Raw genomic sequence first — 13973 nt, forward strand, 5'->3', positions numbered from 1 at the left:
TGCCGCCTGGTTATTTTTGCGTAAGGCGGACTATAGTGATTTATTTGAGTATCAGGAGGTGAACATGTCGTATATCGATAAAGACGACCCACATGAAGCACCGGAATCAGGGGATAAAAAACCGGATCCGGTAAAAAAATAACCGTTTATCAAGGGCCACGTCTGTGGCCTTATTTGCTGCATCCCTGTTTCTGACCGCCAACGTTGCTGCGATGCGCCTTTAGTGCAGCGTGCTGAGGGCGCTGGCGTGGGTGTGGCAGGGCAGAGGAAACGTCATGAACAGACAAAAATGTACCGTTATCTACGACGGGCGGCCCCTCGTTGGCCCGGCGGATATTCCTTTAATCGACTTTCTTGATGCTTACCACATCACCCTGCCGCATGTTTGCTATCACACAGCCCTTTCTCCGCTGCAAACGTGCGACGTTTGCTGGGTCGAGCAGGAGGGGCAACTGGTTCGCGGCTGTGCGTTACGCAGCCGGGATGGCATGACCCTGAATAGCGTTAGCGACGACGCCCGCGCCGCGCGCGAAGAGGGGATGGATCGCCTGCTGGCAAAACATGAGTTGTACTGCACGGTCTGTGAACACAATACCGGGGACTGCACATTGCATAACACCATGGTCGACATGCATTTGCCTTTCCAGCGTTATGCCTTTCAGCGTAAGCCGTATGTAAAAGATGAATCGAACCCGTTCTACACCTACGATCCGGATCAATGCATTCTGTGTGGCCGTTGCGTGGAGGCCTGCCAGAATGTGGAAGTGAACGAGACGCTGAGTATTGATTACAGCCAGCCGCATCCGAGAGTGTTATGGGACGGTGGTGAACGTATTGCTGGCTCCAGTTGTGTCAGCTGTGGACACTGCGTGACGGTCTGCCCTTGCAATGCGCTGCTGGAGAAAACGATGCAGCCGGATGCCGGGCCGTTTACCTCAATGAAACCATCGCTGAAACGCCCACTGATCGAGGTGATAAAAACCCTGGAAAATGCCACGGGCGCGGAGGTGATCTCCGGCATTTCAGTGATCGACACCCATCTGCGCCAGCAGGAGATCCGGCGTACCAAGACGGTGTGCACCTATTGCGGTGTGGGCTGTAGCTTCGAAATGTGGACCCGCGACCGCCATTTGCTCAAGGTTCAGCCAGTAACCGATGCGCCGGTAAATGGCATCTCCACCTGCGTGAAGGGCAAATTTGCCTGGGATTTTATCAACAGCCCCGATCGGCTCACCACGCCATTGATCCGCGAAAATGATTGCTTCCGTCCTGCCAGTTGGGATGAGGCGCTTGAACTGGTTGCGCAGCGGTTACTCGCTATCCGCGATGCGTCGGGCCCCGACAGCATCGGCTTTATTGGCTCCAGCAAAGGCAGTAATGAAGAAGCCTACCTGACGCAAAAAATTGCCCGACTGATCATCGGCACCAACAGCGTGGATAACTCCTCGCGCTACTGCCAGAACCCGGCCACCGAAGGGCTGTTTCGCACGGTTGGCTACGGCGGCGATGCAGGCACCCTGCGTGATTTAGAGCAGGCGGAGCTGGTGGTGATAGTCGGCAGCAACACTGCTGAAAACCACCCGGTGATTGCTTCGCGCCTGAAAGCGGCAAAAAAACACCACGGCCAGAAACTGCTGGTGGTTGACCCTCGTCGTCATGAGATGGCCGGGCGGGCCGATCTGCATTTGCGTATCCATCCCGGTACGGATCTGGTCTGGGCCTCGGCTTTGTCGCGCTATATGTTTGACCACGGCTACGCCGACGAGGCTTTTCTCGCCGCGCGGGTGAACAATGTCGAGGCATATCGTCAATCGCTGGCCCCTTTTAGCCTGGCGTACGCGGCGCAAATGACCGGGCTGTCTGTTGCGGCGTTGCGTGAGTCGGCAGAGTTGATCGGCCAGGCGGGCAGCGTGTGTATCATGTGGGCGATGGGCATAACCCAGCACAGCCACGGTGCTGACACCAGCACCGCGCTCTCCAATCTCTTGTTGGTAACCGGGAATTATGGCCGGCCCGGCACTGGCGGCTACCCGATGCGCGGCCATAACAATGTGCAGGGGGCGAGCGACTTCGGTTGCCTGAAAAATTTCTATCCCGGCTATGAATCGGTCAGCGATCCGCAGATCCGCGAGAAGTGGGCCCGGGCCTGGGGCGTTGCGCCCGAAACGCTGTCGCTGGACGTCGGTGAAGACAATTTTATGATGGTAAAACTGGCCAGCCGCGGGAAGCTGCGCGCGATGTATGTGATTGGTGAAGAGACGGCATTTTCTGATGCCGACACCACCAACGTACATCAGGGCTTTAGCGAACTGGAGTTTCTGGTGGTGCAGGATCTCTTTTTTAGCCGCACCGCGCAGTTCGCCGATGTGATACTCCCAGGGTGCCCGAGCGTGGAAAAAGAGGGTACGTTTGTGAATACCGAACGGCGTATCCAGCGTTTTTACCCGGTGATGACGCCGCATGGCGACAGCCGCCCGGACTGGCTTATTCTCACCCAGCTTGCTGCGCGGATGGGCTATGACTGGGGATACCGCCATCCGGGAGAAATCATGGCCGAAGCGGCGAGCATTGCCGAGAGCTTTGCCGGTGTGAGCTATACCCGGCTGGAGGGGTGGAAGTCACAAATCTGGCCGGTCAAACCAGACGGCAGCAGCACGCCGTTGCTCTATACCGAAAGGTTTAAAAGCGCGGACGGGCGCGCCACCCTCTACCCCCTGCGCTGGCAGCCGCCGAGTGAAGAGGCCGACGCAGAGTATGACCTGTTGCTGAATAATGGCCGTATGCTGGAGCACTTTCAGTCCACTAATCAGAGCGGCAGAGGCGGGCGCACTCACAGCCTCTCGCCCGACTGGTATGTAGAAATCAGTCCTGAACTTGCCGCCGGGCGCAGCCTGAACACGGGCGACTGGGCTCGGCTCCGTTCACGGCGGGGATCCATTGAGATCCCGGTGGTGGTCACTGACCGGGTCGCGGGTAACGTGCTGTTCGTCTCGATTCACCAGGGGAAAGACGGTATTAACCAGCTGACGGGAGAGCACCACGATCCCGCGGTGAATACCCCGGCCTATAAAGAGCTAGCTATCCGGCTGGAGCCGCTCGCCCGGCCTGCACATCCTAATCCGTTACCCGAGCATAACTTCCGTCATGGCAAGCGTACCCCCATTACCCGCGTCCCTGTGGAGGCAAAATGGCATCGCGATGACTACCGTGAACCGCCAGCCAGTGAACCATATCCGGAGAGATTTTGATGGCAAAACCCCTTAATTATCAGCCGGAACTGGCAAAAATCGGGCCGGACGCCCATGAAGAGCTTGAGCGCTTAGTGCAAACCCTGCATCAGCATGGCGTGCTGCGTTTGCTTAACGATCTGGTTGCTGCCAATAACGAGGTGGCGCAAGTGCTGGTCAACGGGCTGCAGCGTCCGGGAACCCTGAACGTGTTGCAGAACCTGTCGGTTATGTTGCTGGCGCTCTCGTCTGTGCCGCCGGAACGCGTCGCGAAGCTGGCGTTTGGCCTGAGCGAACTGGTGCAGACGTTAACGGCTCCGCGCGTGCAAAGCGAGCAGAAAGCGCCTGGCGTCCATGGCGTGTGGAAAATGTTGCAGGATGACGACTTGTGGCAGGCGCTCCAGCCGCTGCTCGACGGGCTGAAAGCCTTCTCGCGACGGATAGAGGCACCGGACGAGAAACCCATCTCCACGTTTAGCGGTAAACCCAGCGATGCCTGACATCAGCCAGCACACCCTGTTGTGGCTGGCACGCACACAGTTCGCATTCACGATCGGGTTTCATATTGTGCTGGCTGCCTTCACCATTGGCCTGGCGCTATTTTTGCTGGTGCTGGAAGGGATGTGGTTATGGCGTCAACAGCCGGTCTGGCTGCAGCTCTGGCGCTACTGGAGCAAGATATTTGCCCTTAATGTCGCCGTGGGCGTGGTGACAGGCGTGGTGATGGAGTTCGCGTTTGGCACTAACTGGAGCGAGCTGGCGAGCCGGACGGGCGCGGTCCTTGGCCCGCTACTATACATGGAAGTGCTGGTGGCCTTTTTCCTCGAAGCCGGCTTTATGGGCGTGATGCTCTTCGGCATGGGCAAAGTGCGCCCGTGGGTTCACCTGATGGCAACTGCGATTGTGGCGCTGGGATCGCTGCTCAGCGCCTTCTGGATCCTCGCTGCCAATTCATGGATGCAAACACCGGATGGTTACGCCATTGCCGCCGACGGGCGTTTCCACCCGGTTGACTGGTGGGCTGTTATCTTCAATCCCTCTTTTCCGTGGCGGATGGCGCACATGGTGGCTGCGGCGTTGCTGGGCACCGCGTGCCTGGTCGCGGCCTGTGGGGCGTGGCATCTGCTACGGGATGCCCGGCAGCCCGCCGCGCGGCGCATGTTTTCATTAGCGATGTGGACGCTGTTGATCGTTGCCCCGTTGCAAGGCGTACTCGGCGATCTGCATGGTGAAAATACCCGTGATTATCAGCCGATCAAACTCGCCGCCATAGAGGGGAGCTGGGATCCGCCGCCGCCTGGCGCAGGGGAGCCGTTACGCCTTTTCGCACTCCCGGACATGGAACAGCGTCGCAACCGGCTTGAAGTGGCGATCCCGCATATTGGCTCTCTCTATCTGCGGCATAACTTGCAAGGCACCATTCACAGCCTTAATCAATACCCGGCCGATCACCTGCCCTGGGTGCCGCTGGTATTCTGGTCGTTCCGCGTGATGGTCGGGCTGGGCTTACTGATGATCGCCGCCGGGGTGGCCGGGCTGGTGGCGCGCCTGCGTGGCCGGTTATGGTATGCCCGTGGCTTGCTCTGGCTGATGGTTGCCATGGCGCCCGCCGGGTTTGTCGCCATGCTGGCAGGGTGGCTGGTTACGGAAACCGGGCGTCAGCCGTGGACGGTGTATGGCCTGTTACGCACCGCGCACAGTCTCTCGCCGGTTGCGCCTGGACTGGTACTGGGATCGCTGGTGATGATCGTGGTGGTTTATAGCCTGTTGTTTGGGCTGGGTTTGTGGTTTTTACTGCATCTGTTAGCCCGCCCGCCCGCCGAGGGAGAGACAGGCGCCATGCCGGACGTGGCGGAACGGATCGGCGCAGGCGTTAAGGGGAATGGGATATGAGCGAATTTATGGGTCTGCCCGGATTAGACGCGCTGTCGGCGGCAGCCCTGGCGTTGAGTCTGTGGATTTATATCATGCTCGATGGCTCGGACCTTGGTACCGGCATACTGTTTGGTTTGCAACGTGATCAGGAGGCCCGCCACAAAATAACCCTGTCGTTGTTGCCAGTGTGGGATGGGAATGAAACCTGGCTGGTGCTGTCTGCGGGCGGATTGTTCGGGCTGTTCCCGCTGGCGTACGCCATCATACTCAGCGCGTTGTATGTGCCGATTTTTGCCATGCTGCTGGCACTGCTGGCGCGTGGGATGGCCATTGAGTATCGCCACCATGCGCCGCGAATTTTTGATCCGATGCTGGTCGGTGGTTCGTTGCTGGCGAGCCTGTCGCAAGGGGTGATCATCGGGACGCTGATTGAGGGGATCCCCAATGACGGGCAGCATTTTACCGGGCAGGGCTGGGAATGCTTCACCCCCTTTACCCTTTACTGCGCAGTGTCGCTGGTGGCCGGTTATTGCCTGTTGGGAGCGGGGTGGCTGAACTGGCGCTTTACCGATGCGTTGCAACAGTGGGCACGGCGGATACTGCCGTGGTTACTCTTGCTGACGGTACTCCTTCTTGCCGGTCTGTTGCTCTGGACGGTGCACCAGCAGGACACCTGGCGCCATCATATTAGCGAACCCTGGCTGTGGCTCCCCTTGCTTAGCCTGGCATTGGTCGGGTTGGCCGGTGTGTGGCTGGGGCTGAGCCGACATTACGCCTTTTTGCCGCTGGCGGCGATCCTGCTGCTGGTGAGTTGCGCCTTTGCGGCGCTGGTCTTTACCCTGTTTCCGTTCATCGTGCCGGGCAATATTCTGATCCACCAGGCTGCTGCGCCGCCAGCCACGCAGCGCTTCTTATTGATCAATTTTGCGCTGCTGGCTCCGATAACGCTGCTGTATAACAGCTGGGGCTTTCGCGTGTTCAGCGGCAAGATCCGCTAGTGCGCCGGACTTAACTGCTGCGCAGACCGGCCATCGACATCAATAATTTGATGGCAAAACTGGCGATAAACAGCGCCACCACACTGCCAGACCATAATAGGACGAACCACATAATCCGTGGCAGGATCCGTTTTTGCCTCATCAGTGATACCCCTCACCATGCTGAATTTTCCCGCGGAACACGTAATAGCTCCAGAAGGTGTAAACCAGGATAACAGGAATGATCAGTAACGCGCCGACCAGCATAAAACCCTGGCTCTGCGGCGGGGACGCGGCCTGCCAGAGGGAGATATCCGGCGGAATAATGTTCGGCCAGATGCTGATACCCAGCCCGCTAAAGCCGAGGAAGATCAGCCCCAGCGTCAGGACAAACGGCAAAATGTGGTACTGCGGCTGGCGGAGCGTGCGCCATAACGCGAGACTCAATACCACCACCAGTAACGGGACCGGCGCAAAGAACCAGATATTAGGCTGGCTAAACCACCGCGTGGCAATAGCGCCGTGGGTCAGCGGCGTCCACAGGCTGACGACCCCCATTGCCAGCAGCAGCGCCAGCAGCAGGGTTCTGGCGGTGACCCGCATTTTCTCTTGCAGCCGGCCTTCGCTTTTCATCACCAGCCAGCTGGCACCGAGCAGGGCATACGTCACCACCAGTCCTATCCCGCAAAAGAGATTAAACGGGGTCAGCCAGTCGAGCGCTCCGCCGCGGAAGGTGCGATCGCTGACCGGGAAACCATTGATCACCGCGCCGACCACCACCCCCTGAGTAAAGGTGGCGAGCAGGGAACCGGCCAGAAAAGCCTTGTCCCAAAATGGCTTGTGGTGCGGTGTGGCTTTAAAGCGAAACTCAAAGGCCACGCCGCGAAAGATGAGGCCTATCAGCATTAGCGTCAGTGGGATGGCCAGCGCATCGGTGATCACCGCATACGCCAGCGGAAAGGCACCAAACAACCCCGCACCACCGAGTACCAGCCAGGTTTCATTCCCATCCCAGACCGGGGCAACGCTATTGACCATAATGTCCCGTTCGCCGCCATCTTTCACCGCCGGGAACAGAATGCCAATGCCGAGATCAAAGCCATCCATCACGATATACATCAGCGTCGAGAAAACGATAATGACAAACCAGATAAGCGATAAATCGATACCCATTATTTGTGCTCCCCATGGGATAAACTTTCGCCTGCGGCTGATAACGGACGCGCGGGGCGACCATCGGTTGGCAGCTCATCCACCGGCTGCGGTCCTTTTTTGATCAGGCGGATCATGTAGCTATAGCCGACGCCAAACACCGAGCTGTACACCACAATGAAGGCCACTAAACTCAGGCTCATCTGCAGCGTGCTGTGATCGGCCACCGCGTCAATGGTGCGCAGCAACCCATAGACGACCCACGGTTGCCGGCCCACTTCGGTCGTGACCCAGCCTGCCAGAATTGCCACCAGCCCCGCCGGACCCATCCAGAGGGCAAAGTGGAGAAAAGGTCGTGAGTGATAAAGCCGGTGACGATACCGCAACCAAAGCGCCGCAATACCGAGCGCGATCATCAATACCCCCAGCCCCACCATCAGGCGGAACGACCAGAAAACAAGCGTTGAATTAGGGCGATCTTCTTTCGGGAAATCTTTCAGCGCCGGGACTTGCTCATGCAGCGAGTGGGTGAGGATCAGACTGCCAAGCGAAGGGATTTCCACGGCGAAACGTGTACGCTCCTGCTCCATATCGGGCAGGCCGAACAGCAACAACGGTGTCGCCTCGCCAGGTGGATTTTCCCAGTGGCCTTCAATCGCCGCGATCTTGGCCGGCTGATGTTTAAGCGTGTTCAGCCCATGCATATCGCCAATAAAGGCCTGAACAGGCGCGACCACCAATGCCATCCACATTGCCATCGATAACATTTTGCGCACCGCAGGCGTGTCGTTTCCGCGCAACAAGTGCCAGGCGGCGGACGCGCCGACAAACAGGGCACTACTGAGAAAAGCCGCAATTGTCATGTGCAGCAAACGGTAAGGAAAAGAGGGATTAAAGATCACCGCCATCCAGTCGGTGGGCACCACCTGGCCATTAACCACCTCAAAACCTTGTGGCGTGTGCATCCAGCTGTTGGAGGCGAGGATCCAGAAGGTCGACATCAGCGTACCGAGTGCCACCATGCAGGTGGCGAAGAAGTGCAGGCCGGGGCCGACTTTGTGCCAGCCGAACAGCATCACACCCAGGAAACCCGCTTCGAGGAAGAAGGCGGTTAACACCTCGTACGTCAACAACGGCCCGGTAATGCTGCCAGCAAATTGTGAAAACCCACTCCAGTTAGTGCCAAACTGGTAGGCCATGACCAGGCCAGAAACCACGCCCATGCCGAAGTTAACGGCGAAAATCTTTAACCAGAAATGGTACAGCGCACGCCAGTCAGGGTTTTTAGTCTTGAGCCACAACCCTTCGAGCACCACCAGATAACTGGCAAGACCGATGGTAATGGCGGGGAAGATAATATGGAATGAGACCGTAAAGGCGAACTGCAGTCTTGCCAGATGAAAGGCATCTAATGCAAACATGATGGCAACCCTCTAAAAAAAACACCCCTGATCGCAGGGGTGAATAAAGACAGGCAATAATAACGAGGTGTTATTGCTCTTGTGGATCGCCGCTTCCCAGCTCGGCACCCGTCAGCGGGTCGATGGTGGGATCGGATTGCGTGCGTTGCGCCATCGCTTTTAGCAGGGCTTCTTGTTCCACGGTCAGCTTGACGGTCGCCAGACCATCGCCGCCATCAACCGCGGGTTGCGGATTGGCCACATATTCAAAGTGTTCATCGCTGTTCCAGCTACCGCGCGGATCGTCGCCTTCCGACATGTTGTAGTACACGTTAGTGTACTGCTCGACCGGTGGCAGTTTGCCCGGTGGGAAGTTATTGCGAATGGAGTAGAGCGCTTTCTCAAACGACAGTTGGTGTGCAGCTTCACGGGTCATCAGGAAGCTGAGCGCATCTTTCACACCCGGATCGTCCGTCACATTGATAAGACGTTCGTAAATGATTTTCGCTCGCGCTTCCGCTGCAATATTGGAACGTAAATCAGCGGTCACTTCACCAATAGTGTCAATATAAGCGGCAGTCCACGGTACGCCTGCGGAGTTCGTCAAAGCCGGGCCACCACCATACAGCAGCGAGGTGATGTGGCTATCGTTACCGTTTTCCGTTAACGAGCGATAGAGATCGGCTTCTTTTTCCGTCCCTTCCGCGAGGCGGCCTTTGGCCCCTTTGTTCAACATGCCGACCAGCGAGCCAATGATTTCCAGATGACTCAATTCTTCGGTGGCGATGTCCATCAGCATTTCCTTACGCCCGACATCTTCGTCGCCCAGTCCCTGGGTGAAGTAGCGGCACGCGGCCGCCAGTTCTCCTTGCGGACCGCCAAACTGCTCAAGTAACAGGTTGGCCAGCCCCGGATTGGGTTCGCTGACCCGCACCGTGTATTGAAGTTGCTTTACGTGTCGAAACATAAATCCTCCTGAAGTATCGTTATTTTTTTGCTTCGACGCCGTCGGCGGCATCACGGAGCAAGAATTGAACGGTGACATCCGGCAGGTGATTCAGCGCCCAGTCTGCCATTGCACGTTCTTCAGCGAGAATTTGTTTAAAAATATCAATGCTGGCGGTATCGCCTACTTTTTCCGCCGCCGCAATTAATGATGTGTAAGAAGCAATTTCGAATTGCTCAAAGACATAGCTACTAATAGAGCCTTTGACCACTTCGTCAGAGGCAAACATACCACCGACGGATTGGCCCATCGCCGCCATTTTACTGGTAGTGTCTTTCAACAATGAACGGCTAATACCGTTACGGTCGATAATCTCTTCCAGCAGCTTAATTTGCGTCTGGGTTTCGGTTAAATGCTGTTCGAGTCTTGCGCGCAAATCAGGGTAATTGTCGATACGGCCACTCATTGCATTCAGCATGGATTCCGCTTGTTTTTCCATTGCATGTGCATCGCGTAACCAGTCGTGATAGTTCTCTTGTGGAGTCATACTTTATTCCTCTCATTGCCGCTATGCTTAATCGTTATAAAGTCTCGTATCGTCGTCTTTAAAATAAAATAAATTATTCGACTTCAGCTTTTTGATTAATGTTAGAGGTGGCAATCTTAGTCAGAAGATCGTCAGTGGTTTTTTCTTCTTTCAGCGTTTCAGCTAACAGCTGTTGTGCTTTTTTCAGCCCCAGCTGGCTGGCAAGGGTACACAACGTACCGTAAGAAGCGATTTCATAATGTTCAACTTTTTGCGCCGCCTCGATAAGCCCGGCGTCACGCACGGTGCCTTTTTCCGTGGCTTCAATCAATTCGTTGGCTTCTTCGATCAGGCCTTCCATTGCGTGGCATTTTGTCCGTTTCAGCTTCAGGCCAGATTCGGCTTCCATTATCTGATCGATGCGCTCAATTTGCCCCTGTGTTTCTTCATAGTGCTTTCTGAACGCGTCAGCGAGTTCATTACTTGAGGCTTCACGGGCCATTTTAGTCAGTGCGCGGGTTAATTGCTTCTCAGCACTGTAAATATCGGAAAGAGAATGGATAAATAAGTCGGTAAGGGAATTAATTTGCATAAAATATCACCTGTAAAAAAAGTGAAAATAATAGCGAGCCTCAAAAGGCTCGCCGTAAATACTTATGAGAAAGATGCTCAAAGCAGTATGGTGTTAATTAATCACCTGATTTGCGGCCGCCGCCATGGCTTTGCTGACCGCCTTTTTTACCGGCTTCGGATGCACGCTGCGGATCATTTTTAAAATTACCGCCGCTGTTTTGACCACCTTTACGACCTGCTTCGGATGCTTTCTCACGATCTTCTGCGAAATTACCAGAACCGCCACGATGTTCAGCCATGTTATTTCTCCAGTTTCGTTGTTAAAAGAAAACGACATTATTTGCATCTCATGTCGTCGGTGTTCGTATTAAAAGTTAGTAGGGATAATTTATTAGTCAAAGCGAAGCGGAAAAAATTTACCGGAAAGAAAAATAGCCGCTGGGTTGTGTGGAAAATAGTATCTTGCATTTAGGATATATCTTTTTAAATAAGTAGCTTACGGCGTTTTTAGGTGCAAATCAATTAATCACATATGTGATTACCGGTACCGAATGGGTTGTTTTTAAGCCGCAAACGGCGACGTTTTGAACAGCTTTTTCGAGGTATACCCCCAATGGGGCATAAATTTTGCTTATGATTTTAAGACAAATCTCAACTCAAGGGTTTGGGGGAAAAAGAATGAGCCGGAAAGGCAGGGGAACAGGCAAGAAAAAACCCTCAGGAACAGGAAATCCGTTCTGCTCCTGAGGGTATGCAAGTGCATATTCGTTACGTTCATTAGTCTGCTAATAATGATTAAAAAATCATTAAGAACATTCCTGGATAAAAGCTATCTAACTGATTATTCCGGGGCATTGTCCTGTCCCTGTTGCGACGGCCACGCCCAGTTGCGTACTTCGGGCAGATCTTCGCCATATTCCCGCACATAGCGATGATGGGCGGCGATCTTCTCCGCCAGGGCATCCAGCACGCCGTCGGCTTTATTCTGTAACGCCGGGACGCGAAGAATCGCTTCCTGGGCCAGGTGAAAACGATCCAGTTCGTTCATAACCGTCATATCAAAGGGTGTAGTGGTGGTGCCTTCTTCCATAAACCCGCGCACGTGGAAGTTGTGATGGTTATTCCGGGAGTAAGTCAGGCGGTGGACCAGGCTCGGATAACCGTGGAAGGCAAAAATCACCGGCTTATCTGGCGTGAAAAGCGCATCAAACGCCTCGTCGCTAAGGCCATGGGGATGTTGCTGCTGGGTTTGCAGCGCCATCAAGTCCACGACATTTACCACCCTGACACGCAGATCCGGCAAAAAGTCGCGCAGCAGGCTCACGGCGGCGAGTGTTTCCATGGTGGGCACATCGCCCGCGCAGGCCATCACTACATCCGGCGTTTCACCTGGCTGTACCGTCCCGGCCCAGTGCCAAATCCCCATGCCCGCTGCGCAATGTTTTGCGGCCTCGTCGAGCGTCAGCCATTGCGGAGCCGGTTGCTTACCGGCAACCATCACGTTAATACGATCCCAGGTTTTCAGGCAGTGATCGGCCACGCAGAGCAGGGTGTTGGCATCGGGCGGCAGATAGATGCGCACAATGTCGGATTTCTTGTTCGCGACATGATCGATAAAACCCGGATCCTGATGGCTGTAACCGTTATGATCCTGACGCCAGACATGCGAGGAGAGCAGGTAGTTGAGCGAGGAAATCGGTGCGCGCCACGGCAGTTTGCGGGTAACTTTTAGCCATTTTGCATGCTGGTTAAACATCGAGTCGATAATATGAATAAATGCCTCATAACAGTTGAACAGGCCATGGCGCCCGGTCAGCAGATACCCTTCCAGCCAGCCCTCGCACTGATGTTCGCTCAGGATCTCCATAACGCGCCCGTCTGCTGCCAGTTGCTCGTCATAAGGTTTGCGCGGCGCCAGCCAGGTGCGGTTGGTGACTTCAAACACATGGCTCAGCCGGTTAGAGGCGGTTTCGTCCGGTCCAAACAGGCGAAAATTATCGGGGTTGCGCTGGAAGATCCCCGCCAGATACGCACCCAGCGCGGCGGTGGATTCAGACTGCACTTCGCCGGGGGACGTAACCTTGACCGCGTAGGGCTCCAGGTCCGGGGTGATTAATGCCCGACGCAGACGCCCGCCGTTTGCCCACGGCGATGCGCCCATGCGTTTATCGCCCTGCGGTGCCAGCGCGCGCAACGCTGGTTTCAGCGTGCCTTGGTCATCAAACAGATCGTCCGGCTGGTAGCTGCGCATCCACTGCTCCAGAATCTGCCGGTGCTGTTCATCTTCCCGGCAGGATGAGACAGGTACCTGGTGCGAGCGCCAGAAACCCTCCACTTTTTTACCGTCGACGGTCTGCGGCCCGGTCCAGCCTTTTGGGCTGCGCAAAATGATCATGGGCCAGCGCGGCAATGTCCCGACCTGATCGCCACGGCGCGCTTGTTGCTGAAAGCGGTGGATGGCGTTGAGCGCTGTATCCAGTACTTCGGCCATCTGGCGATGCATGCTTTCCGGCACGTGGCCGCTTATGAGCAGGGGTTCATAACCGTAACCGCGGAACAACTGGCGGAGATCCTCGTCGCTGCTGCGCCCGAGTAGGGTCGGGTTGGCAATTTTATAGCCATTTAAGTGCAGGATCGGCAGCACAGCGCCATCGCGCTGCGGGTTAAGGAACTTAATGCCGTGCCAGCTGGACGCCAGCGGGCCAGTCTCCGCCTCGCCGTCGCCAATGACGCAGGCGGCAATCAGCGTGGGGTTGTCAAACACCGCCCCGAAAGCATGAGACAGCGAATAGCCAAGTTCACCGCCTTCGTTAATGGAACCGGGCGTTTCTGGCGCAGCATGGCTGGGGATGCCGCCAGGAAAAGAGAACTGACGAAACAGCTTTTTCATGCCCTCGGCGTCCTGGCTAATTTGCGGGTAAATCTCGCTATAGCTTCCTTCAAGCCAGGTGTTGGCGACCATGCCAGGGCCGCCGTGGCCCGGCCCGCAGACATAGATCATGTCGAGATCGCGCTGGCGAATCGCCCGGTTGAGATGGGCATAAATAAAATTCAGTCCCGGCGTGGTTCCCCAGTGGCCCAGCAGACGGGGTTTGATATGTTCGGGCCGAAGCGGTTCACGCAGCAAGGGGTTATCCATCAGGTAAATTTGCCCGACGGAAAGATAATTCGCCGCCCGCCAGTAGCGATCGATCAGATGAAGCTCATGGTCAGCATACGTTGATGGTTGTGTCATGTTCTCCTCGCCTTCATAAAGTGCCTTGTCAGGGGAGGGACATTCCCTGACGGATAGGTATG

General features: G+C 55.9%; 12 protein-coding genes. 4 read left to right on the plus strand and 8 right to left on the minus strand.

The features are described 5' to 3' along the window. Positions 1–275: 275 nt before the first annotated feature. From fdhF to RTX30_RS10115, 4 genes are read left to right on the plus strand one after another with little or no spacing between them, the layout of a single operon-like run. Entirely contained in the window at positions 276–3248 is a 2973-nt protein-coding gene (gene fdhF / locus RTX30_RS10100; protein WP_312689381.1) for a formate dehydrogenase subunit alpha, read from the plus strand. Next, entirely contained in the window at positions 3248–3727 is a 480-nt protein-coding gene (locus RTX30_RS10105; protein ID WP_312689383.1) for a DUF1641 domain-containing protein, read from the plus strand. Before fdhF ends, RTX30_RS10105 begins: the two co-directional genes overlap by 1 nt. After that, complete coding sequence (locus RTX30_RS10110) at positions 3720–5120, plus strand: cytochrome ubiquinol oxidase subunit I (protein WP_312689385.1); 1401 nt, start codon at positions 3720–3722, stop codon at positions 5118–5120. The genes RTX30_RS10105 and RTX30_RS10110 overlap by 8 nt, the downstream gene beginning before the upstream one ends. Continuing rightward, entirely contained in the window at positions 5117–6100 is a 984-nt protein-coding gene (locus RTX30_RS10115; RefSeq protein ID WP_312689387.1) for a cytochrome d ubiquinol oxidase subunit II, read from the plus strand. Before RTX30_RS10110 ends, RTX30_RS10115 begins: the two co-directional genes overlap by 4 nt. A gap of 10 nt (positions 6101–6110) precedes the next feature. Here RTX30_RS10115 and RTX30_RS10120 read toward each other — a convergent pair whose 3' ends face one another. The 8 genes from RTX30_RS10120 to RTX30_RS10155 form a co-directional block, all read right to left on the minus strand. After that, positions 6111–6242 carry a DUF2474 domain-containing protein gene (locus RTX30_RS10120; RefSeq protein WP_312689389.1) on the minus strand — a complete coding sequence of 44 codons (132 nt, stop codon included), beginning with the start codon at positions 6240–6242 and terminating at the stop codon, positions 6111–6113. Then, positions 6242–7252 (minus strand): cytochrome d ubiquinol oxidase subunit II, encoded by a 1011-nt coding sequence (cydB, locus tag RTX30_RS10125; protein WP_312689391.1) that lies wholly within the window; start codon positions 7250–7252, stop codon positions 6242–6244. Before cydB ends, RTX30_RS10120 begins: the two co-directional genes overlap by 1 nt. After that, the gene (locus tag RTX30_RS10130; protein ID WP_312689392.1) at positions 7252–8652 is read right to left on the minus strand and encodes a cytochrome ubiquinol oxidase subunit I; all 1401 of its coding nucleotides are present in this window, start codon (positions 8650–8652) and stop codon (positions 7252–7254) included. The genes cydB and RTX30_RS10130 overlap by 1 nt, the downstream gene beginning before the upstream one ends. A 70-nt stretch (positions 8653–8722) precedes the next feature. Continuing rightward, positions 8723–9598, minus strand: a complete 876-nt coding sequence (locus tag RTX30_RS10135; RefSeq protein ID WP_312689393.1) for a manganese catalase family protein — start codon at positions 9596–9598, stop codon at positions 8723–8725. Between the two features lie 19 nt (positions 9599–9617). Next, complete coding sequence (locus RTX30_RS10140) at positions 9618–10124, minus strand: DUF892 family protein (protein ID WP_312689395.1); 507 nt, start codon at positions 10122–10124, stop codon at positions 9618–9620. 73 nt (positions 10125–10197) lie between these two features. Next, complete coding sequence (locus tag RTX30_RS10145) at positions 10198–10695, minus strand: ferritin-like domain-containing protein (protein WP_312689396.1); 498 nt, start codon at positions 10693–10695, stop codon at positions 10198–10200. A 97-nt stretch (positions 10696–10792) separates the two neighbouring features. Then, positions 10793–10975 (minus strand): general stress protein, encoded by a 183-nt coding sequence (locus tag RTX30_RS10150; protein WP_312689397.1) that lies wholly within the window; start codon positions 10973–10975, stop codon positions 10793–10795. 542 nt (positions 10976–11517) lie between these two features. After that, positions 11518–13911 (minus strand): phosphoketolase family protein, encoded by a 2394-nt coding sequence (locus RTX30_RS10155; RefSeq protein ID WP_312689399.1) that lies wholly within the window; start codon positions 13909–13911, stop codon positions 11518–11520. Positions 13912–13973 lie beyond the last annotated feature (62 nt).

Source organism: Kosakonia sp. (assembly GCF_032052965.1).
Classification (GTDB): Bacteria; Pseudomonadota; Gammaproteobacteria; order Enterobacterales; family Enterobacteriaceae; genus Kosakonia.